Here is a 22,290-nt window from a genome sequence, read left to right on the forward strand (position 1 = left end):
CGGGGTGAACGCCATTCCAATGGTAATTACAACCACAGCCCCATGAAATCAGCCCCACGCCCGCCTGATCGCATCCAAGGCGGCGAGTATCGTCGGATCCTGGTTGCGAGCCTCCAGGTGGAGGAAACTCAGGGTCGTGGAGATCTTGATATTCTCAGCGAGGACGAGGCCGTGTGCCTGTTGTTCATGAAGGGCAATCGACTCTCGGCAAAGGCTCAGTCCCACCCCTGTCCGGACCATGGCGACCATTGACGTCTCCTGATCCACCTGGGCGACGATATTTTGGCGGACGCCTAAATCGGCAAACAGGCGCGACAGCAATCGATTGTGGACCGAGGCCTGTGGTGTGCCAATCCAGGGAAACGATGCGAGCTGGGACCAATCGGCGCCGCGCACGAAACCGGCAAGCGCCGGCGGCGCGACGACGCGATAGGTCAGTTGCGCCAGCTCGCGGGCATGAAACAGCGGTGCGTTGTTCTCACCGGCGCTATCGGCGGCGTGGTCATAGTCTCTCGGGTCGCCGAGAAAGAAACCGGCATCGAGTTCATTTCGCCTCAGCCCCTCCGGCACATCGCCGCTCATTCCGTGACGCAGCGTGGTTTCGATGCCTGGTCCGCTTTCGATGAGCGCCTTCAGAAACGCGCCAAGTCGCGTGAACTCCGGGTCGATGATCGTGCCGATCCGCAATTTGCCTCGGACGCGTGTCGATAGATGTCCTGCTGTCTGGCCGAAATCCGTCAACGCCGCTAGCACCTGCTCGGCCTTGGCCGCCAGCAGCGCCCCCTCCTGCGTCAACTCCAAGCCTGTGGAGGTCCGCCGGAACAGGGAGAGGCCAGTCTCTGCGGCAAGACGTTTCAGTTGCAGCGTCACGGCCGGCTGCGTGACGTGCAACAGCTCCGCGGCGCGGGTGACGTTGCTCTCCCGCGCCACGGTGACGAATGCCCTCAATGTTCTCAGGTCGATCGACTGCAGCATATTAATTTGATTTATAATGCCTTCTATCATTTGTCATTGGATTTTCCGGCTGAACCTCCGCTATGGCTTTGAACAATGTAGGCAGGGAGGCTGGCATGCCACGGCAAGATGTCGAAGCTTATGACTGTGCGTTGTTCCGTTGGAGCAGGCGGGCAGAACAATGACGCGCAACGCTTCCCCCCCTTCCCACAATACTTTTGATTATATTGTTGTAGGCGGCGGCTCCGCCGGTTGCCTGCTCGCCAACCGCCTCAGCCGCGATCCGGCGACGCGCGTCCTGTTGCTGGAAGCCGGTCGCAAGGATGACTATCCGTGGATCCATATTCCGGTCGGCTATCTCTATTGCATCGGCAATCCGCGCACCGACTGGCTGTACAAGACCGAGTCGGATGCCGGCCTGAACGGGCGGTCGCTGCGCTACCCGCGTGGCAAGACGCTCGGCGGCTGCTCCTCCATCAACGGCATGATCTATATGCGTGGCCAGGCGCGTGATTTCGACGGCTGGGCGGCAGAGACCGGGGACGAAGGTTGGTCCTGGCAGAACTGCCTGCCCGATTTCAAGGCGCACGAGGACCATTACCGGCTGGACAACGGTGCGGATCCCAAAACCGGCGGCAACAGCCGGTTCTCCGACATGCACGGCCATGGCGGCGAGTGGCGGATCGAGAAGCAGCGGCTCAAATGGGACATCCTCGAATCCTTTGCAGAGGCGGCTGTCGAGGCCGGCATTCCGCGCTCCGACGATTTCAACAGCGGCGACAACGAGGGCGTCGGCTATTTCGAGGTCAACCAACGCTCCGGCTGGCGCTGGAACACGTCAAAGGCCTTCTTGCGTCCTGCGAAGAACCGCCCGAACCTGACGATCTGGACGCAATCCCATGTCGAACGGCTGATCCTTGAGGCCGATGGTTCCGGCCGCAAGCGTTGCGCAGGCGTCGTGGTCCAGCGGCAGGGGCGGAGCGCAGAGGTGCGCGCCCGCAGGGAGGTCATCCTGTCCGCCGGCGCAATCGGTTCGCCGCAGATCCTGCAACTGTCAGGTATCGGTCCGGCCGGATTGCTGAAGCGCCACGGCATCGAGGCTGTGCATGACTTGCCGGGCGTCGGGGAAAATCTCCAGGACCATCTGCAGATCCGCGCCGTCTTTAAGGTCGGTAACGCGAAGACGCTGAACACGCTCGCCAACAGCCTGTTCGGCAAGGCGATGATCGGGCTGGAATATGTGCTGAAACGCAGCGGCCCGATGAGCATGTCGCCCTCGCAGCTCGGCGCATTCACCCGGTCGGACGACGGCCAGGCCCACGCCAACCTGGAATATCACATCCAGCCGCTCAGCCTCGACGCTTTCGGCGAACCGCTGCACAACGTACCGGCCTTTACCGCGAGTGTGTGCAATCTCAACCCGACCAGCGTCGGGAGCGTGCGCATTCGCTCTGATAAGGTGTCAGACGCCCCGGCGATTGCGCCGAACTATCTCAGCACGGAAGAGGACCGCCGCATCGCTGCCGAAAGCCTGCGGCAGGTACGCAGGATCGTGTCGCAGCCGGCACTGGCGAAATATCAGCCGCAGGAATGGAAGCCCGGCTTGCAGTTCCAGAGCGACGAGGAACTGGCCCGGCTTGCGGGGGATATCGCCAACACCATCTTTCATCCGGTCGGGACGACGAAGATGGGCCGCGACGACGATCCGATGGCGGTGGTGGACAGCCGCCTCAGGGTGCGGGGCATCGAGGGCCTGCGCGTCGTCGATGCGGGCATCATGCCGAAGATCACCAGCGGCAACACCAATGCGCCGACGCTGATGATCGCCGAAAAGGCGGCCGGCTGGATCGTCGCCGATGCGCGCGCATAGAGAATTCTTGGGGAGATAAGAGAAATGACATCGATCGCACGTTCCCCGCTTCCGCTTTCCGGCGTTCGGGTGGTTGATTTCGGGCAATATATAGCAGGCCCGGCCGTGGCCATGATCCTTGGCGATCTCGGCGCGACCGTCGTGCATGTCGATCCGCCCGGCGGTCCGCTCTGGGACAATCCCGCCAATGCCATCCTCAACCGTAGTAAGCTGATCGTTACCCTCGATCTCAAGACGGAGAAGGGGTTGGATGAGGCGAAAGCGCTGGTGGCCGAGGCCGATATCGTCGTCGAGAATTTCCGTCCCGGCGTGCTCGCCCGGCTCGGGATCGATTTTGCGGCGCTCCGCAAGGCACGACCGGAGCTGATCACCCTGTCGATCCCCGGCTTCGCCTCCGACGATGAGCTTCGCCGGGACTGGCGGGCCTTCGAGACGGTGATCGCGGCCTCGTCCGGCGTCTTCACGGATACACCAGGCAGGACCAGCCATTATTGGCTGGACGAAACAGTCGTGGCCACGCCGCTTGCAAATGAACATAAGAATTCCAACGAGACGAAAATTGCGCCAAGATCGACGAGAGTAGCGGTCTGCGTTTGAGATTGATCTGCTGTTATCGGCATGGTTGGCCTCCAGAGAGTTTTCTAGCGACCTCACTCTGCCACGGTGCAGGCCGCTACTCACCCCTGATGGGATCTCAAGAGCATTAAAGAGAGCCGTGAGCGGGGAATGACGACGTGAAACTTTTTCTGGAAAACGTCATTCAATTGCATTACATTCTCGTTGAATATGGAGATAGCCATGGCCGCAAACGCTCTCGTACAAACACGTATTGATTCTGAAGTCCGGGACCGTGCTTCCGCAGTGCTTGAAAGCATGGGCCTCACGGTATCTGATGCGGTTCGTATTATGCTCACCCGGACTGCTAACGAGGCGGCGCTGCCTCTTGAACTTCTTTCTGGCAGTGAAGCACATGACGCCTGGTTTCGGACCAAGGTGCTTGAAGCGTTAAACGATACTCGACCGGATTTATCGGACGACGAGGCCGAGGCGCACTTTGCCAGACGTCGAGCGGCGGCCCGCCTTAAAGCTGGTGTGCCAGAATCGTGAAACTTACTTGGTCGGCTTTTGCGTTGTCGGATCGTGACGCCATCTTCACTTACGTCGAGGCCGATAACCCCGCAGCAGCCGTCCTGATCGATGAACGGATAGTAGCCGCCGCCCGCCGCCTGCTCGATTTTCCTGCCAGTGAGCGCTTGGGTAGAATTGCCGGGACACGCGAACTCGTCATCAATGGCACGCCTTACGTCGCTGCCTATGCCATTACCGAGACGACAGTTCGAAGTCTTCGCGTACTCCATGGCGCGCAGGAATGGCCAGAACATCTGCCGCCTGGCTAATGACTACGTTCGCGCGGGGGGCGACGATTCGCTTCCCATCAATAGCAAAGAAGTCAGGCGCTCCGAAGGGAAGAATATCGCTCAGTGTCCCTTTCTCAGCCAGGGTGTCGAGGAGCCCATTGCTCAAACGTTTCAGCGCAACTCGCGAGGCCATCGAGTGGACCTCGATCGCCATCCAGATCGTATGGGTATCAGTCCAGCCGCGATGCCATGGGTAGATGTATGTCCGCTCGTCGACAATCGAGACGATAAAGTCATAGGCGCCTCCAGGTGCAGAATGCCTGACGGTCGGCTCTGGATCGAATTGAATCTGCGGCCCTGTCCTCAAGGCAGTCCCAGCCTGATGAGTAGGGCTGCTGAAAGAGAAGCTTTCAATTTTGCAGCGCCGGCAGCAACGACAACCATATCTCCTCTGCCCAGAAATCGCATTCCATCTCTATCCGTATGCCGTCCCGTTCAAGCACTGCCCATGAATGGTCAAGGCCACCGCCCTTGTCGACAGACCATCCTTCGTCTCCCACCGCGGCGATGGTCGCACACCAGACGTCCTTGGATATCTCGAGACAATGTATGCGCTCCGGCACCCCATCGCCGGGAACTCGTTTGCAACTGCAACGTTATGGCGGCATGGAAACGCGAACGAAGATGGTACACTTGCGCGAGGATATACTCTGGTCTGTGGAGCGCGGCGGTTCCCCGCTTGTCGGCACGGCCATCCATGACGGGCATCTCCTGCGTAAGGACCTGGCGGACCTGATGGCGCTGACGCCTGAGGAGCGGTTGCGGGAGGAGGATCCGTTCACCGCAATGACCATCGGGGATCTTGTCAATCGCGTGGTCGTTCATCGTTCCCGGTTCGAGATGGACCTAAACCGGCCGCGGGAGGGTGCCGTCTATCTGCGACCCGAGCAGGCCTGGGGCCTCGACCTGTGGGATACGCAGCCGACTCCTGACATGGTGGAAAGCGTTTTGCGCCAGCATGATGGCTACTATGCCATGCTGCTTGAGTTTCTGCGGGGCATCGAGCGCGAGCATGGCCGCTTCGTGCTCCTTGATGTACACAGCTACAACCATCGCCGCGACGGCGCGCTGGCTGCGCCGACCGTGCAGGAAGCGGCTCCGGATATCAACATCGGCACGTCCTCCATGGACCGGGCCTATTGGGCGCCGGTGGTTGATGCCTTCATGGCATGTCTTCGGGAGCAGCCTTTTCCGGGTCGGCGGCTGGATGTGCGCGAGAACGTTGCTTTTGCCGGCAAGGGTGAGCAGACGCGATTCATTCATGAGCATTTTCCGAAAACAGGTTGTGCCATTGCGGTCGAATTCAAGAAGATTTTCATGGACGAGTGGACCGGTGAACCGGACCTTGAAGCCATAGCAGCGCTACGTGCTGCGATCCGTGGCACCTTGCCCGTGTTGGAAGTGGCACTTGCCGACATGCCGGACCGGCGACCATGAGTGCGCGCAAACGGTCCGCACCGGTGGACGATCTAGCCCGTGTCGCCGCCGCACTGGAGGCGGGGCCGCCGACTCGCCTCGATCTCGCCGGGCGCGGCCGTCTCTATATCGAGCGGCCCCTGCCGTTTATCGCCGTGTATGTCGGGCGCCGGGCCGCGCCGGCCGCGCGCGCCGTCACCATGGCAAATGCGTCCTACCTGCTGGCCGCCAATCTCGCTGAGGCCGCCGCTATAATTCGTCTCGTCGGCGAAAAGATGCGCGAACAATTTGGTGCGTTCCTGGTGCTGGATTTTGGCGAGCTTTCCGCCGATCGGCTGGCGCAGGACGCGCCCTATCTCGCGCCATTCCAGATAAGCGTTTCGGTGTCGGCGGAAAGTGCCGACGCGGCGCTCACAGCTTTCGTCAGCGGGGTTGAAAAGCTCGAAGCCCGCTATCGCGCCCCGCAGGTCGCGCGTGCTGCTCCTGCCGACGATCCCAGTGCTGGCCTTGCGCGCCGTTTGCCGGAATTTCCCACGCTCACTGTTCGTTTCGCGCCGATCTACCGCGTGCCGAAGTCGCGTGAGATTTATCCCGAGCTCCAGAGCCGTCTCGTCGCCCAGTTGGTCGATGCCGGCCTGCGCGCGGCCGGCAAATTCACCCGCACGCAGACGGCGCTTGCGCCCGCAACGCATCGCGCGCTTGGCCGCGGCGTCTTCGTGGAGGCGGTGACGCGCGCCGACCGGGCTATGGACAATATTTCCCGAAGCTTCGATTTCCTGCTCGCGGTCACGCCGATCAATGCGGAAGCCGCGTGGGAGGAGTTCAGTGGGGCAGGGTACACGCGCGCGCCAAATCTCCTCTACCGCCCGCTCTCTATCGATATCGCGGCGCGCAAGAAGGCTCTCTTTACCATCGGGCTTGACCGCTTCGAGGATCCGGTTCTAGAAGGGCTCTACCGCGAAAAACAGCAGGAACTCGACCTCCAGCTTTCTATGCTGGCCGCGCGGGGGGATGACCGTTTCGTCGAGATGAGCAGGGCGCTCTATGGCGCCGTGGATGCAAGGCTGGAAAAGGTGGCTGGAGATATTCTCGAAGCGACCGCCAGACTGGGGCGCAAGCACCCGCCGGAAACCGCGAACCATCGCTATGTGGCGCAGCGCGCCAAGGCGATGATCGCCCGCTACGCCACGCAGTTCCCCGACTTTTCGCCGGATGTCGAGGTGCGTGACGACCTTCCCTCCGGCTTGATGGTGTCCAGCGACCGCCTGCTGATTGCGCGGACGACGACGATGGCGCGCGAGCGGGTCGATGCGCTGCTGAGCCACGAGGTCGGCGTGCATCTGCTCACCTATTGCAACGGTTCGGGCCATGGCCTGCGGCTCTTCCGTTCGGGCCTTGCCGGATATGAAGGGGCGCAGGAAGGGCTGGCGGTTCTGGCGGAATATCTTGTCGGTGGCATGACGGTCGCGCGGCTCCGGATGATTGCGGCGCGCGTTGTTGCCTGCGCGGCCATGTTGAACGGCGCCGATTTCGTGGAGACCTACCGGCTGCTGACGCGCGATCATGGTTTTGTGCCGCCCATGGCCTTCAACATCGCGCTGAGGCTGCACCGCGGCGGCGGGCTTGCCAAGGATGCGATCTATCTGCGCGGCCTTCTGGAAATTCTCGCCCATCTTCGCGGCGGCGGCGATCTGGAGCCGTTCTGGCTCGGCAAGATTGCCGCGCGCCATTTCTCTGTCATGCAGGAATTGAGTCTGCGCGGCCTCCTCAAGCCGCCACGTCTGGTGCCGCAGTTCCTGTCGGGTGCTGGCGATCGTCTCGATCGGCTTCGCGCCGGGCTTACCCCCATCGACCTCGTTGCATAGGAGGCCTTCATGCGCATCGCTTTCTTCGTCAATTCGATAGCAGACGAAACACCGCATTACACCACCACGACGCTGGCGCTTGCCGCGCTGAACCGCGGCCATGAAATCTGCTATGTCACGGCTGCCGGGTTCGTGCTGCGCCCGGATGACAGCCTTTCCATCCGCGGGCTGATGCTACCCTCCGCCGGCTACAAGAAGCTGGAAACGCTGCACAAGGATTTGCAGGGCGACCAGACGGAGATGCGCACCTTCGATGCGTCGGAGATCGACGTGCTGTTCCTGCGCAACGATCCCTCGCTGGAAGGGCCGGAGCGGTCCTGGACTGTGAATGCTGGTCCGCTCTTCGGTCGGCTGGCGGCGCAGCGCGGGACACTAGTGGTCAACGATCCCGCCGGTCTTTCCAAGGCGCAGAACAAGCTCTACCTGCAGGAGTTTCCCGCTGCCGTGCGTCCCGCCACGCTGATCTCCAAGAATATCGACGAGATCCGCAGCTTCCTTGAAGGTGAGAAGAAAGGGGCGATCATCAAACCCCTCCAGGGCTCCGGCGGCAAGAACGTGTTTAAGGTTGCCTCTCACAAGGACCATAACCTCAATCAGATATTCGAGGCCGTGAGTGGGGAAGGTTACCTGATTGCCCAGAGCTTCATGCCCGAGGCGAGCGAGGGCGATGTTCGCTTCTTCGTGATGAACGGTCACCCGCTGATGCGCGACGGCAAGTATGCCGCCTTCCGCCGCGTACCCGCGAAGGGCGAAATCCGCTCCAATATCCATGTCGGCGGCGGGCCGGCTCCGGTCGAGGTGACGCCCGCCATGCTGGGTATCATCGATGCGGTGCGGCCCAAGCTGATAGAGGACGGCATGTTCCTCGTCGGCCTCGACATCGTCGGCGAGAAGGTGCTGGAGATCAATGTCTTCACGCCGGGCGGCCTGCACAATATCGCACAGCTCTACGAGACCAATTTCTCCGACAGCGTGATCGCTTCGCTCGAGGAGAAGATCGCTGCGCGCGATGCCTATGGCGGCAGCCTGGAAAACAGCCGGCTCGCGATGCTTTGAGTCGAGGGGCTTTGCACCTTTATTCTCGGTACCGTTTGTAATCCGGTTGCGCGACGGCGTCGGGCAGATGCTCCGTATAGTGAGGCATCGCAAGCTCGGAACAATCCGCCCCATGTCGCGTTGCGCCATCGCTCTGCAGGTTCCGTTGTGTGCGGGCGCGGTGCAGCTTGATCGAAGGGGATTGACTCGCATGAGCTATTCGTTTTCCGAACTCGATTTCATGAAGTCCGAGCTGGGTGCCGAATTTACCGGCGAGGGAACGCACTTCGCGGTCTTTTCCGCGCATGCCGAACAGATGGAACTCTGCCTCTTCAGTGACGACGGCAGAGAAGAAACGGCTCGGCTTGCGTTGCCGAAGCGCGAAGGGGATATCTGGTCCGGCTACATTGCCGGCCTTAAGCCGGGCACCGTCTATGGCTATCGGGCGAGCGGTCCCTACGAGCCGAAAGCCGGCCATCGCTTCAATCCCAACAAGCTGCTTCTCGATCCCTACGCCAAACAGATCCTCGGCGAAATCCAGTGGGACGATGCGCTCTACGGCTATCGGATAGGCGACGCGGCGGAAGACCTCTCCTTCGACGACCGCGACAGCGCGCCCTTCATGGTGAAGGGCGTGGTGCAGGATTCGGACTTCGACTGGGCGGGTGACGCGGCGATCCGCCGGCCCTGGACCGAGACGATCATCTATGAAGCCCATGTGCGCGGCATGACGATGACCCATCCGGGCGTGCCGGAGGAACTGCGCGGCACCTTCATGGGCATGGCGAGTGATCCGATCGTCGAACATCTAGTCGAACTCGGCATTTCCGCCATCGAACTGCTGCCCATCCAGTATTTCCCAGATGACCGCCACCTTCTTGAAAAGGGCTTGCGCAACTACTGGGGTTACCAGACGCTCGGCTTCTTCGCGCCGCAGCCGCGCTTCCTTTCCGGGCGGGCGATCACCGAGTTCAAGACCATGGTCAAGCGCTTCCATGCCGCCGGCATCGAAGTGATTATGGATGTCGTCTACAACCACACGGCCGAAGGCTCGGAGCGTGGCCCGACGCTCAGTTTCCGCGGGCTCGACAATCTCAGCTACTATCGCCTGTCGCCGGAAGATCTGCGCCACAGCTACGATACGACGGGTACTGGCAACACCGTGAACGTCGCCCACCCCATGGTGCTGCGCATGGTGCTCGATAGCTTGCGCTACTGGGTCGGCGTCATGCATGTTGACGGTTTCCGTTTCGATCTGGCCAGCACGCTCGGCCGCACGCGCCACATCGAGTTCGACCGCGATGGCACCTTCTTCGATGCGATCCGGCAGGATCCGATCCTGTCCGGCGTGAAGCTGATCGCCGAGCCCTGGGATGTCGGCGATGGCGGGTACCAGGTCGGCGGCTTCCCGCATCCCTTCCGCGAGTGGAACGACAAGTATCGCGACGATGTGCGCCGGTTCTGGAAGGGGGACGGCGGGCTCGTTTCCGGGCTTGCCTCGCGGCTCACCGGCTCTGCCCCGCAGTTCAACCATTCCGATCGTGGCGCCACGGCGTCGATCAACCTCGTCAGCGCCCATGACGGTTTCACCCTTATGGATACCGTTTCCTATGACGACAAGCATAACGAGGCGAATGCAGAAGAGAACCGCGACGGCCATTCTGACAACCATTCGCACAATATGGGCGCGGAGGGCGTAACGGAGGATGAGGCCATCAATGATGCCCGTGGCCGCCGCCGGCGCAACATGATTGCCACCTTGATGCTGAGCCAGGGTGTGCCGATGTTGCTTGGCGGTGACGAACTCGGCAACAGCCAGCAGGGCAACAACAATGCCTATTGCCAGGACAACGAAGTCGGCTGGATCAATTGGGGCGGCCTCGACAATCCTTTCCTCAATTTCTGCAAGGGCGTGATCGCGTTCCGAAAGGCGCATCCGGCGCTTCGGCAGGAGCGGTTCCTGACGGGGGAGGCGGCGGAAGACGGTTCTGTCGAGATCGCCTGGTATAAGCCTGACGGTACCTTCGTGGACGATGCAGCCTGGGCGGATGGCAACCTTCGGGCACTCGGCCTGTTTGTTTCGAAATCTGTAAACGGCGAGGGTCCTGACCAGGCCTTCCTCGTCTTCAATGCAGGCGCAGATTGTCGGGTGACGCTGCCGGCGGTGAACGGCATTGCCGAATGGAGGCGGGTGCTCGATACGGGAGCGGCGGAGGATACATTCGCCGAGCACGCGGCCGAAAGCCCGGCTATGGTCTACGGCGCCAGCGTCGCCGTCTTCGAACCAGCCTAGAGGTCTCGATGGCGCCGGAGAACCTTAAAGAAACCGGGCTTGTCTATGTCTCCGACAGCGAGCCTGGAATCCGGCGCCAGCGTACCGGCCGTAGCTTCTGTTATCGACTTCCTGATGGATCCCTCGTGCGCGATGCCGCGCTGAAGGCGCGAATCTCGTCGCTCGGCCTGCCGCCGGCCTATGAGAATGTCTGGATCTGCATCGAGGCCAACGGCCATTTGCAGGCAACGGGCTTTGATTCTCGAGGGCGAAAACAATACCGCTATCATGTGGATTGGCAGCGGCTGAAGAGCGGTGACAAATTCGCCCAGCTCATCGCCTTCGGCCGGGCGCTGCCGAGATTACGGCGGGCGGTACGGCGCGATCTCGACGGGATGCCCGGCACGATCGATACGATGCTGGCGGCGATCACTGTGTTGCTCGACGAGGCGCAACTTCGTGTCGGCAACAGGAGTTATGCAGAGGAGAACAAGACTTATGGCGCGACGACGCTGCTGAAACGCCATGTTTCGCTTGCCGAAGGCGCTATCGAGCTTCGTTTCACCGCCAAGGGTGGCAAGCGCGTGCGCCGGATGTTGAAGCATCCCCGCCTGCAGCGCCTGCTCGAAGAGTGTGCCGGTCTGCCGGGTCGCCAGCTGTTCGTGTGGAAGGATGAGGCGGAACAGGTGCGGCCGATCGATTCAGGTCGGCTCAACACCTATCTTGCGGACATTTCTGGCGTTGCTGTTTCCGCAAAGACGTTTCGCACCTGGGCAGGCAGCCTCGCTGCGTTTTCCGTGGCGCGCCATGCCATCGCGGCAGGTGAGCGGGCGACCATCAAGGATATGTCCGAAGCGGCCGCCGCGGTCCTGCACAATACGCCAGCCATTGCGCGGTCGAGCTACATCCATCCCGATATCATAGCGCTTGCCGAAAAGCCGGATGCATTGCAGCGCGCATTCCATCGCCCGGCGCTTGCGCTTCAAGGGTTGAGGGCGGAGGAAGAACGCCTGCTGCGCTTTCTCGAATGTCGCCGGAACGCGCATCGCCGCGCACGCGCAAAAGCACCGGCTGAGCTTGAAGAACGACCGGCGCTTTGAAGGAGTTTGCCATGCTGTTTGCAGAAAAGGTCTCGCTGGTCACTGGCGCCGGATCAGGGATCGGGAAGGCTGCGGCGCTGGCGCTTGCCCGTCATGGTGCAAGCGTCTGCCTGTTGAGCCGTACGCGTGAGGAGGTGGAGGCGGTTGCCGAAGAAATCCGCCGACAGGGCGGTGAGGCACTGGCGCTTACGGCTGACGTCGCGGACGAAGCGTCAATGCGCGACGGCGTGGAGACGCTTGTCGGTGCCTTCGGTGGCCTCGATGTCGTGATCGCCAATGCCGGTATCAACGGCGTCTGGGCTCCGATCGACGATCTCAAACCCGCCGAATGGGACGAGACGATCGCCGTGAACCTGCGCGGCACCTATCTGACGCTGCATCTGGCCGTGCCCTATCTCAAGAAGGCGGGCGAGGGCGTCATTATCGTCGTATCCTCGATCAATGGAACGCGGACCTTCACCACACCGGGTGCCACCGCCTATTCCGCGACCAAGGCCGCGCAGCTGGCCATGGTGCAGCAATTGGCGCTGGAGCTCGGCAAGGCCGGTATCCGCGTCAATGCGATATGCCCGGGCGCGATCGAGACCAACATCGACGAGAACACCGAACAGCGTGGAGCTGACGAGAGCGGTATTCCCGTCAAATGGCCCGAAGGCGATATCCCGGTCTCGCATGGCGAACCCGGGACTGTCGACGAGGTGGCTGACGCGATCCTTTTTCTCGCCTCATCGAAGGCGCGGCACATTACGGGTGTCCCGCTGTGGATCGACGGTGGGCAAGGCCTCTTGCGTTAAGCCCGTGGCGCGGTCTTCGCCTGTGGAACAGAAAGCGGCTTCGGGCCTTTTCCTGTGATCAGGGAGAACGGACATGAAGCACAAACTTCTGGCAGACGATGCAGGCGAACGCACGTTCATCCTGGTTCTTGATGAGGGCGATGAAGCTTTCGGGTGCATTACCGCCTTTGCCGAAAGGGAAGGGGTGACCGCGGCATCGATTACCGCGATCGGCGCCTTCCGTGTGGCCACCATCGCCTTCTTCGAATTCCAGACGAAGACTTACCGAAAGATACCTGTCGAGGTTCAATCGGAAGTGCTCAGCATGCTGGGAGACGTGGCGGTCGATGACGCGGGCAAGGCGAGCTTGCACCTGCATGTCGTGCTCGGATTTGAGGACGCAAGCACGAAGGGAGGTCATTTTCTGGAAGGCTACGTCCGCCCCACCCTGGAGGTCGTGCTGCGCGAAACGCCGGTCAAATTGCGGCGGCGGCATCGGGCCGATCTCGGCATGGCGCTGATCGACGTCGGTTAGCAAACGGATTGGGAGGCTGTCATGGACAATAAGGACAGATTGATCCTGGCGCTTGCAGCACTGCTTCGTGCCGAGCGTGAAACGCGCGGCGCGCTGATGGAAGCTCTGGAGGAAGATTCGATTTCGCGCGAAACGCTGCTTGCCATCCTCTCCGACCCCATCCCGATCGTCACGCAGGAGGATATCGCGTTCGCCGAGCGTTTCGCCTTGTCGAAACATTTGCCGCTCGAAAGGAAAGACTGATGGCGCCGCGTGCGTTCTGGAAAGGCTACCTCAAGCTCTCGCTGGTGACCTGCCCGGTTGCGATGTCGCCGGCGATTTCGCAGGAAGACAAGGTGCGTTTTCGCACGCTCAACGGCAAGACAGGTAATCCCGTCGTCAGCCGCTATGTGGATGCGGTCACCGGCAGGGCGGTGAACGAGGACGAGGAGGTGAAGGGTTATCCGCGCGGCGAGGATGATTATGTCATGCTGGAGGATGACGAGATCGAGGCGGTGGCGCTGGAAAGCACCCGTACCATCGACATCGAGACCTTCGTGCCGCGTGAGAGCATCGAATGGATCTGGTACGATTCTCCGCATTTCCTGGTGCCGAGAGACACGGTCGGCGAGGAGGCTTTTTCCGTTATCCGCGAAGCCATGACCTCAACGGGCACGGTGGGCATTTCGCGGTTGGTGCTCTACCGCCGCGAGCGGGCCGTGATGCTGGAACCGCGCGGAAAGGGAATTGTGCTGTGGACGCTGCGCTACGGTGACGAAGTGCGTAGCGAAGAGGACTATTTCGCCGGTCTAAAACAGACAAAACCGGATTCTAAGGCGTTGGCGCTGGTCAAGACGCTGATTTCGGAGCGCACCCAAAAATGGGATCCGAAGATGGCGGACGATCCGGTGCAGGACCGGCTGCTCGATATCATCGCGGCGAAGAAGAAGGGCCGAAAGCGCCCTCCCAAGGCCAAAACACCACCGCCGACGGCGGGCAATGTCATCAACATCATGGATGCCTTGCGCCGGAGCATCAAGGCGGAAAGCAAGGGCAAGTAATCAGCCTTTCGCCTTAGCAGCCTTCAGCGGCACTGCCGCCTTGCGGAAATCTGCCCAGGGATCGGCGCTCAGCGCCTGAAGGCGTGCCGGTGTATTTTTGACGGTGAAATAGGCCGGGCCGATGTCGGCGCTGAGCTCTTCCCAGGCGAGCGGCATGGACACTGCCGCGCCCGGACGGGCGCGGGTGGAATAGGGCGCCACCGCCGTCATGCCGCGCTGGTTGCGCAGGTAATCGATGAGGATCTTTCCGCGCCGCTTCGACTTCGTGATGGTCGAAACATATTTGTCGGGGCTGTCCTTGGCCATCGCATCGGCGATGGCCTTGCAGAAGGCCTTGACCGCCGGCCAGCGGGCGGAGGGTTTCAAGGGTGCGCAGACATGCAGGCCCTTGCCGCCGGATGTCTTGACGAAGGCCTCCAATCCGGCTGCCTCCAGGCGCCTGCGTGTTTCCTCGGCCGCGTCGATGATGGCCTGCCACTCCACGCCCTCGCCGGGGTCAAGGTCCATGATGATGCGGTCCGGCCGCTCCCAGTCGTTGAGCGTCGAGCCCCAAGGGTGAATTTCCAGAGCGGCGGACTGAACAAGGCTTACTAAGCCGTCGAGATCCTCGATCGCGACGTAGGGCTCATCGTCCTTGTTCGCAGGATCTTGCACCTCGATGATCTTGGCGGTCATGCCTTTCCAGGCGTGTTTTTGGAAGAAGGTCTGGCCCTCGATGCCGGTTGGCGCGCGCAAAAGCGCGAGCGGCCGGCCGACGATATGCGGGGCGATGTAGCGCCAGACCTCGGTGTAGTAGTCCGCAAGCCCTTCCTTGGTGACGCCCTCGTCGGGCCAGTAGACCCGGTCCGGGTGTGTGAGGCGCACGGTGCGGCGGGGTGGTTTTTCGGCTTTCGGTGCGGCGCCAGTCTTTGACTTCGGCATCTCGGCAACGACCTCCTTTGCGGGCTTGTCCTCCCTCAGGCCGCGGAAGGAAGCATGGCGCAAATGCCCGTCACCCGTCCAGGCGCGAAACTCCACTTCGGCAACCAGTTCCGGCCGCACGTAACGCGCCTGGCGGGCTTCCTCGGCCGTCAGCTTGCGGCCGAAGGGACTCTCGTCGGTGCGCATGCGCGAGAGGCGCTTGAACAGATCGGCGGCGACGGGGGCGGAAAAGCCGGTGCCGACACGGCCGACGGGCTCGAGCTTGCCGTTCCTGTAGACGCCGAGCACGAGCGAGCCGATGGCCTGGCGCGAGACGGTGGATGGCGCGTAGCCGCCGATGACGAATTCCTGCCGGGCCGAGCATTTTGACTTTATCCAGCTCTTGCTGCGGCCTTCGCGATAGGGCGCGTCCCGCAACTTGGAGACGACGCCCTCAAGGCTGAGGCGGCAGGCATGGCGCAGCACGAGCGCTCCGTTCTCGTCGAAATGGCCGCTGTAGCGCAGGATGCCCTGCATTCCCGGCACGAGCTTTTCCAGCAGCGCCTTGCGCGCTTCCAGCGGCAGGCGGGTCAGGTCGTAGCCGCCAAGATGGAGGAGATCGAAGAGATAGAAAGTGAAGCGGTCGTCGCGCCCCGCGCTGAGATCGGCCTGAAGGGCGGAAAAGTCGGATGCGCCGGCGACCGTCTCGACGACGAGCTCGCCGTCGATCAGCGCCGTGCCGACGGGAAGGGCGGCGAGGGCGGAGACCACGGCCTTGCCGAACTTCTTCGTCCAGTCCAGCCCGCTGCGGGTCAAGAGCTTGACGCGGCCGGCCTCGATGCGGGCCTGCAGCCGGTAGCCATCGAACTTGATCTCGTGCAGCCAACGCTCGCCGGCTGGCGGCGAAGTCGCGAGCGTTGCCAGTGTTGGCGGAAGGAAGCCCGGCAGCTTCGCCTTGCGTGCGCCCTTGATGCCGGAGGGATCGGGTGCTTCGACGGTCGCCTCTTCCTGTTTTCTTTCCTTCGCTTTCCTCGACAATTTTCGGATGCGGCCAGTCTTCGAGGACCAGCCCGGTTCTTCTCCGGCGACGTCTTCGATATCCCGGCCCGTCTTGACGGATTCCGGGCGTTCGTCGAGCAGATCGTCTTCGCCCTCCACCGCAGCGAACTCGTCGTCAGCCTTGATCAGCAGCCAGTTCTCACGCTTCTCGCCGGGTTTGCCGTGCATGCGAACGAGATGCCAGCGGCCATGCAGTTTTTCGCCGTCGAGCGTGAATTCCATGTGCCCCTTGGCATAGGCTTTCCGCGCGTCACCGATCGGCTCCCAGGTGCCACGGTCCCAAACGATGACGGTGCCACCGCCATATTCCCCTTTGGGGATCGTGCCCTCGAAATCGCCATAGGCAAGCGGATGGTCCTCCACATGCACCGCCAGACGTTTTTCGCTCGGCACCAGACTTGGGCCGCGTGTCACCGCCCAGCTCTTGAGCACGCCATCCATTTCGAGCCGGAAATCGTAGTGCAGTCGCGTCGCGTCGTGCTTCTGGATGACGAAGCTGTGGCCGCTCTTGCGCGCCTTGCGGCCGCGCGGCTCGGAGGTGGACTTGAAGTTCCGTTTCTGCCGGTAGGTGTCGAGCGTCGCCATGCTCATCCTGCCTTGCGGCGGTTTGCGGCCGTCTTGCCTGTTGCCGCAGTTTTCTTCGCCTTGCGCTTGGCGGGTGTTTTGTCCTTCCCTGCACTCTGACGCAGGGCCTCCAAAAGATCGATGACCTTGCCCTCTGGCTTCGGTCGCGTAGTCTTAATCTTGCGGCCCTCGACCTTGGCCTTCACCACTTCGGCCAGGGCCGCGTCATAGCGGTCGTCAAATTTCGTGGGGTCAAAGCGGCCGCTCTTGGTCTTGATGATATGTTCGGCAAGTTCCAGCATCTCGCCGTTGAGCTTGAGGTCGGGTATTTCCGAAAATGTCTCCTCGGCCGAGCGAACCTCGTAATCGTAGTTGAGAGTGGTCGCGATGAGACCCTCTCCCTGCGGGCGTATCAGGAGGGTGCGGACCCGGCGGAAGAGCACGGTTTCAGCCACGGCTGCCACCTTTGCAGTCTTCATGCCCTCGCGGATGAGTGCGAAGGCCTCGGCGCCATGCCGGTCGGATGGTGTGAGATAATAGGGTTTGTCGAAATAGAGGTCGTCGATTTCGTCGCAAGCGATGAAGGCCTCGATCTCCAGCGTCTTGTCACTCTCCGGCACTGCGGCGGCGATTTCCTCGGGATCGAGCGCGATATAGTCGTTCTCGCCCGCCTCATAGCCCTTCACCTGATCCTCGCGCGCCACCACCTTGCCCGTCTCGCTGTCGACGAACTCCCGGTGCAGCCGATGGCCAGTCTTGCGGTTGAGCATGTGGAAGGCGACACGTTCGCTGGTCGATGCAGCGGTATGAAGGGCGACCGGGCACACCAGTTCGCCCACCTTCAGGAAGCCTTTCCAGTTCGCTCTCGGTGCCACGCTCGTTCTCCCGCTTCGAAGCGAAGGCAATGCTGGCAGTGGCCAAATGTTCCGATGCCAGTGAGAAGCGCGGAACCAAAGCCAATGCCGCGAATTTCCGCGCTGCAGAGGCAAACTAGACAAGGCGGCAGAGAGTGCGAAACGAAGTGGACGCGTTGCTCGTTCCCGATATCGATATCAGTGCCCCGATCATCAGGCCCGGAGAGAATGCCTGGAGCACGGCGACGGCAGACCGCCTCGCCGTGCTCATCGATGGACAGGCCTATTTCAATGTACTGGAACGCGTTCTGAAACAGGCGCGCCGGGAAGTCTGGATTGTCGGCTGGGATTTCAATCCAGATATTCCGATGCAACCCGGAGTGCCGCAGTCCCTGACGCTCGGCGCTTTTTTGCTGCGACTCGTGGAGGAGCGGCCGGAGCTGACCGTCCGCGTGCTCGTCTGGGCCATGGGGCCGGTCTATTCCGGCAAATCGCTGAAAATGTTTCGCAAGCGGCGCTGGTCCTCCCATCCGCGCATCGTGCTCGCCTTCGATAGCCGCCATCCGATCCGCGGCTCGCATCACCAGAAGCTCGTCGTCGTCGACGATACGGTCGCCTTCGTCGGCGGTATCGATCTCACAGCCAAGCGTTGGGATACGAGCGATCACCTTGTCGACGATCCCAGGCGCAAGCTTCCCTCTGGCAAGCCTTACGAACCGGTGCACGACATGCAAGTGGCGCTTGAGGGCGATGCGGCACGTCTCGCGGGCGATATCGCCCGCCGCCGCTGGCTTTTTGCTACGGACGAGACCGTTCCGGCGGTTGCGCCTCAGACGCAAATCTATCTCGAAGGCACGACAGATATGATGACGAACGTAGAGGTCGCCTTCGCACGCACGGAGCCTGCCGTCCGTGGACACGCCGCCGTAACCGAGGCAATAGACCTGACAGTCGCGGCGCTCAAGGCGGCACGGCGCCATATCTATATCGAGAGTCAGTATTTCGCGTCAAACCGGGTCTGCGACCTGCTGTGCGCGCGGCTTGCCGAGCCGAATGGGCCGGAGGTGGTCGTCATCTCGACGCTGAGTTCGCACGGCACCATCGAGCGCCTCGTGCTCGGCGCAAACCGCGACCGTTTCATCCGCCGCCTCAGCCAGTGTGACAAACACGGTCGCATGCGCGCCTTCTACCCTGTCGTGCCGAAGCCCGATGGAACGGAACAGGAGATCGTTATCCACTCCAAGCTGGTGATCGTCGACGACACCTTCTTGCGTGTCGGCTCGTCCAACCTCAACCAGCGCAGCGAGGGGCTGGATACTGAGCTCGATATTGCAATCGAAGCCCGTTCCGACGCCGAGCGCGGTGGCATTCTCGCGCTTCGGGACCGCCTGCTTGCCGAGCACCTGGATATCGATCCGGCCACCTTTGCTTGCGCGCTTCGCGCGCAAAGCATGTTAGGCCGGACGATCGATGCGCTCAACACCCGTCAGCGCGGTTTGCGGCCTTTCCGCGATGCGGGGGGAAAGGGAGCGGTTGCGCCGGTCGTGGGAACCGGCCTTGTGGACCCTGTCGCCCCCTGGTGGCCATTCTCGGCCTTGGCTGGCGCGGTGCAAAGCTTCTTGAGCCGTCAGCTCGCGCCCTTGCGCAAACCGGCGTCGGTGCTTGATCCCAGAAAAGACTCGCTGGCGAGTAGCGAGAGCAGCCCGAGCGGCAGCGGAATAAAGAAATAGATGACGCGGAAGGCGATCATCGCACCGATGGAGGCTGATCCGCCGAGCAGGAAACCGATTGTCGCTTCCAGCACACCGAGCCCGCCGGGCACATGGCTCAGCAGTGCCATAAGATTGCCCACCACGTAGGCGGCGGTCGTTTCCATGTAGCTGGTTTCTCCGTTCAGAAGCTGGTGTAGGCAGGCGGCGACAAAGGCGAAGTTGACCGTACCGACGAGAATCTGCGGCGCCGCAAGATGCAGCGGCGGCAGTGCGAAACGCCAGCTGCGAATCTTCAGCTCACCGCGCAGGAAAGCGGCAAGCGCCAGATAGGTAGCGCCGAGCGCAAGGCAGACCACGCCGAGCGTGGCGGATGCGGTGGTTCCGAGCCGGGCGATCTTTCCCGCGGTGCCGGGAAGCAGGATGAGGCAGAACCCGGCCAGCGTGATCAGCCCGAGCCCGACGGTCACACCGCAAAAAACGATCAGCTTGGCGATCTCCTCGGTATCGAGACCCCAACGAGAATAGAAACGGTAACGCACCGCGCCGCTGCTGAGCGCCGCGACGCCCACATTGTGGCCGATGGCAAGGCTGGTGAAGGAGGCGAGCGCGGCGCGCGGATAGGAAAGCGGCTTGCCGACATAGCGCAGCGCCAGAAAGTCGAAGACCGTGAGGCAGAGGTAGGAGCAGGCCGCGAAGGCGAGCGCCAGGGCGAAGTTTCCCCTGGGAATGGCGGAGAGGGAGGTGCGGATATCGCCCCAGGAATATTGCGCCAGCGTCCGGTAGATCAACAATCCCGCGACGAGCGCCGCAAGGGCGACGAGCGCGTGGAGGATATGGGTTCGTTTCATGCGGCGCATCCTTCCTGGTCAGTCGAAGCGGAACGAAAACGGAGCTTTTGTGTTCCCGAAACGTCCGAAACGACGAGAGGAAGGTATGGGCAGGCAGCTGAGGATCATGACGTACAATGTGCACAGTTGCTTCGGCACGGATCGGAAACTCGATCCCGGGCGCATCGCCGAGGTCATAGCCGAATGTGAGCCCGATATCGTTGCTTTGCAGGAGGTGGACGTCGCGCGGGCGCGCAGCGGCGGGGTCGATCAAGCGCAGACCATCGCCAACCATCTCAGCATGGCCTCGCACTTCCATCCCGCGCTGCACCTAGAGGAGGAGCGTTATGGCGACGCGCTGCTGACGGCGCTGCCGACCCGTCTCGTCAAGGCCGATGGGCTTCCCTCGCGCGGCGAGTCGCGGGGCGCCCTGTGGGTGGAGGTGCCCGTCGATGACGTAGTACTACAGATTTTCGTCACCCATCTTGGCCTGCTTGGCGCCGAACGTGTACGCCAGACCGAAGCTCTGATCGGGCCGGGATGGCTGGGGGCGCCGATGGCGGAGGATGCGCGCGTCATCCTTGCCGGTGATTTCAACGCGGTCTCGCGCTCGCCGTCCTATCGCATGCTCGCGCGGCGCTTTCGGGATGTGCAGATAGATGCCGGCGGCCGGCCCGTCTCAACCTTTCCCTCCCGCCTGCCGCTGCTGCGCATCGACCATATCTTCATCGGTGAGGGGATTTCCGTTCGCCGGACCTTCGTCCACGACACACCACTCGCCCGCCGGGCATCCGACCACCTGCCGCTCTGTGCGGACCTGGAGATCGCGTGATGCGGCACAATGGGCCTTTCATCGCAACAGCCGCTTGGTCGATCCCCAAGACGGTCGCGGGCCGTTTTCCAAAGACGGGCAGTGGCCTCGAACGCTATGCCGCCGTCTTCAACGGCGTCGAGATCAACTCGACCTTCTATCGCCATCACCAGAAGAAGACGTTCGTGCGCTGGGCAAGTGCGGTGCCAGCGCATTTTCTTTTCGCAGTGAAAATACCGCGCGATATCACGCATGAGGCGCGCCTACGGAACATCGGCCCGCTCTTCGATGTATTCGTGGACGAGATTTCTGTGCTGGAGGGAAAACTTGGCCCTTTGCTGTGCCAATTGCCGCCGAGCCTCAGATTCGACGCCGCCGAAGCCGAAGAGGCTTTCTCGGCCATGCGCCGCATTTTTACCGGCCCGCTCGTGCTCGAGCCTCGCCATAAAAGCTGGGCGTCCGCACCCGCCCGCGTGCTTCTTCAGAAATACGCTATCGGTCGTGTTCTGGCCGATCCGCGCCCGTATGGCCCGTATCCGATTTTCGTGAGGCGCCGGAATATGTCCCGTTGCACGGCACGACCCAAATTAATCACTCCAGCTACGACGATGCCGACATCCGTCGCATCGCCGATCAATTCGGTGCGGAGAGCTGGTGCGTCTTCGACAACACGGCCTCGGGCGCCGCCATCGAAAGTGCACTGGTGATGCGGGATTACATGGCGGGCCGGCGGGATGGATGAACATTTCTTTGCGCGCGACGTGGTTGCCGTCGCTGCCGATCTTCTCGGCGCGCGTCTGCTGGTCGATGGCGTCGGCGGGCTCATCGTTGAAACGGAAGCCTATAGGCAGGACGACGACGCATCACACAGTTTTCGCGGGCAGACGACTTGGAACGCGGCGATGTTCGGGGCGCCGGGACGGGCCTACGTCTATCGCTCCTATGGCCTGCACTGGTGCTTCAATATCGTGTGCGAGCGCGGCAGCGCCGTGCTCATTCGCGCGCTCGAACCGACACACGGGCTGGAGACGATGATGGCGCGGCGGGCAGTCGGCGAGGCACGCAAGCTGTGTGCTGGGCCGGGCAATCTGTGCAAGGCGCTGGCCATCACCGGGGAAATGAACGGGTTGTCGGTTCTTGCCGATCCTTTTTCCCTGGAGGCTTCCTCCGACGTGCCTGCTTTGATAAGTGGTGTGCGTATCGGCATCACCAAGGCTGCCGAGCGCCCATGGCGCTTCGCCGTCAGGGGATCGCGTTATCTGAGCCGCCCGACTTGAGCCACGCT

General features: G+C 62.0%; 20 protein-coding genes and 1 pseudogene. 17 read left to right on the top strand and 4 right to left on the bottom strand.

The genetic code is table 11. The annotated features are described in order from the left end of the window. Positions 1 to 48: 48 nt before the first annotated feature. Complete coding sequence (locus K0P03_RS20940) at positions 49 to 975, bottom strand: LysR family transcriptional regulator (RefSeq protein WP_272790550.1); 927 nt, start codon at positions 973 to 975, stop codon at positions 49 to 51. A 160-nt stretch (positions 976 to 1,135) separates the two neighbouring features. Here K0P03_RS20940 and K0P03_RS20945 point away from each other — a divergent pair, with 160 nt between their 5' ends. The 13 genes and pseudogenes from K0P03_RS20945 (at position 1,136) to ku (K0P03_RS21005) (ending at position 14,278) form a co-directional block, all read left to right on the top strand. After that, positions 1,136 to 2,824 (top strand): GMC family oxidoreductase, encoded by a 1,689-nt coding sequence (locus tag K0P03_RS20945; protein ID WP_272790551.1) that lies wholly within the window; start codon positions 1,136 to 1,138, stop codon positions 2,822 to 2,824. A 24-nt stretch (positions 2,825 to 2,848) separates the two neighbouring features. Beyond that, positions 2,849 to 3,292, top strand: a pseudogene (locus K0P03_RS20950) (CoA transferase); the annotation flags it as partial. A 330-nt stretch (positions 3,293 to 3,622) separates the two neighbouring features. Continuing rightward, positions 3,623 to 3,931, top strand: a complete 309-nt coding sequence (locus tag K0P03_RS20955) for a type II toxin-antitoxin system RelB/DinJ family antitoxin (protein WP_272790552.1) — start codon at positions 3,623 to 3,625, stop codon at positions 3,929 to 3,931. Beyond that, positions 3,928 to 4,221 carry a type II toxin-antitoxin system RelE/ParE family toxin gene (locus K0P03_RS20960; protein ID WP_081870767.1) on the top strand — a complete coding sequence of 98 codons (294 nt, stop codon included), beginning with the start codon at positions 3,928 to 3,930 and terminating at the stop codon, positions 4,219 to 4,221. The genes K0P03_RS20955 and K0P03_RS20960 overlap by 4 nt, the downstream gene beginning before the upstream one ends. Positions 4,222 to 4,848: 627 nt before the next feature. Next, entirely contained in the window at positions 4,849 to 5,679 is an 831-nt protein-coding gene (locus K0P03_RS20965) for an N-formylglutamate amidohydrolase (protein ID WP_037409346.1), read from the top strand. Further along, on the top strand, positions 5,676 to 7,523 hold the full coding sequence (locus K0P03_RS20970) for a flavohemoglobin expression-modulating QEGLA motif protein (RefSeq protein ID WP_023515298.1): 1,848 nt from the start codon (positions 5,676 to 5,678) through the stop codon (positions 7,521 to 7,523). Before K0P03_RS20965 ends, K0P03_RS20970 begins: the two co-directional genes overlap by 4 nt. Positions 7,524 to 7,532: 9 nt before the next feature. Beyond that, entirely contained in the window at positions 7,533 to 8,579 is a 1,047-nt protein-coding gene (locus K0P03_RS20975; protein ID WP_024271504.1) for a glutathione synthetase, read from the top strand. Between the two features lie 190 nt (positions 8,580 to 8,769). Beyond that, entirely contained in the window at positions 8,770 to 10,851 is a 2,082-nt protein-coding gene (glgX, locus tag K0P03_RS20980) for a glycogen debranching protein GlgX (RefSeq protein ID WP_272790553.1), read from the top strand. Between the two features lie 8 nt (positions 10,852 to 10,859). After that, entirely contained in the window at positions 10,860 to 11,930 is a 1,071-nt protein-coding gene (locus K0P03_RS20985; protein WP_130520279.1) for a DNA topoisomerase IB, read from the top strand. Positions 11,931 to 11,941: 11 nt separating this feature from the next. Continuing rightward, positions 11,942 to 12,724: an SDR family oxidoreductase gene (locus K0P03_RS20990; RefSeq protein ID WP_130520281.1), complete on the top strand. Its 783-nt coding sequence runs from the start codon at positions 11,942 to 11,944 to the stop codon at positions 12,722 to 12,724. 73 nt (positions 12,725 to 12,797) lie between these two features. After that, positions 12,798 to 13,238, top strand: coding sequence for a PPC domain-containing DNA-binding protein (locus tag K0P03_RS20995; protein WP_130520283.1), 441 nt, complete (start codon positions 12,798 to 12,800; stop codon positions 13,236 to 13,238). Positions 13,239 to 13,259: 21 nt separating this feature from the next. Beyond that, positions 13,260 to 13,481, top strand: coding sequence for a hypothetical protein (locus K0P03_RS21000; protein ID WP_024271507.1), 222 nt, complete (start codon positions 13,260 to 13,262; stop codon positions 13,479 to 13,481). Then, positions 13,481 to 14,278, top strand: coding sequence for a non-homologous end joining protein Ku (gene ku, locus K0P03_RS21005; RefSeq protein ID WP_130520285.1), 798 nt, complete (start codon positions 13,481 to 13,483; stop codon positions 14,276 to 14,278). Before K0P03_RS21000 ends, ku (K0P03_RS21005) begins: the two co-directional genes overlap by 1 nt. Here ku (K0P03_RS21005) and ligD read toward each other — a convergent pair whose 3' ends face one another. Next, on the bottom strand, positions 14,279 to 16,822 hold the full coding sequence (ligD, locus tag K0P03_RS21010; RefSeq protein ID WP_272790554.1) for a DNA ligase D: 2,544 nt from the start codon (positions 16,820 to 16,822) through the stop codon (positions 14,279 to 14,281). A gap of 2 nt (positions 16,823 to 16,824) precedes the next feature. Further along, positions 16,825 to 17,676, bottom strand: a complete 852-nt coding sequence (gene ku / locus K0P03_RS21015) for a non-homologous end joining protein Ku (protein WP_272790555.1) — start codon at positions 17,674 to 17,676, stop codon at positions 16,825 to 16,827. 134 nt (positions 17,677 to 17,810) lie between these two features. Between ku (K0P03_RS21015) and K0P03_RS21020 the strand changes: the two genes are divergently transcribed. Beyond that, the gene (locus tag K0P03_RS21020; RefSeq protein ID WP_272790556.1) at positions 17,811 to 19,385 is read left to right on the top strand and encodes a phospholipase D-like domain-containing protein; all 1,575 of its coding nucleotides are present in this window, start codon (positions 17,811 to 17,813) and stop codon (positions 19,383 to 19,385) included. Here the strand turns inward: K0P03_RS21020 and K0P03_RS21025 are convergent. Further along, a complete protein-coding gene (locus K0P03_RS21025; RefSeq protein WP_272790557.1) occupies positions 19,283 to 20,215 on the bottom strand; it encodes a lysylphosphatidylglycerol synthase domain-containing protein in 933 nt (310 codons plus the stop codon). The genes K0P03_RS21020 and K0P03_RS21025 overlap by 103 nt on opposite strands. 85 nt (positions 20,216 to 20,300) lie before the next feature. Here K0P03_RS21025 and K0P03_RS21030 point away from each other — a divergent pair, with 85 nt between their 5' ends. Genes K0P03_RS21030 through K0P03_RS21040 form a run of 3 tightly spaced genes read left to right on the top strand, consistent with a single transcriptional unit; the run spans position 20,301 to position 22,282 of the window. After that, positions 20,301 to 21,026 carry an endonuclease/exonuclease/phosphatase family protein gene (locus K0P03_RS21030; protein WP_023513068.1) on the top strand — a complete coding sequence of 242 codons (726 nt, stop codon included), beginning with the start codon at positions 20,301 to 20,303 and terminating at the stop codon, positions 21,024 to 21,026. Next, positions 21,026 to 21,712, top strand: coding sequence for a DUF72 domain-containing protein (locus K0P03_RS21035; RefSeq protein WP_023513067.1), 687 nt, complete (start codon positions 21,026 to 21,028; stop codon positions 21,710 to 21,712). Before K0P03_RS21030 ends, K0P03_RS21035 begins: the two co-directional genes overlap by 1 nt. Positions 21,713 to 21,739: 27 nt before the next feature. After that, complete coding sequence (locus K0P03_RS21040) at positions 21,740 to 22,282, top strand: DNA-3-methyladenine glycosylase (RefSeq protein ID WP_023513066.1); 543 nt, start codon at positions 21,740 to 21,742, stop codon at positions 22,280 to 22,282. Positions 22,283 to 22,290 lie beyond the last annotated feature (8 nt).

This window comes from Shinella sp. HY16 (genome assembly GCF_028534175.1).
Lineage (GTDB): Bacteria > Pseudomonadota > Alphaproteobacteria > Rhizobiales > Rhizobiaceae > Shinella.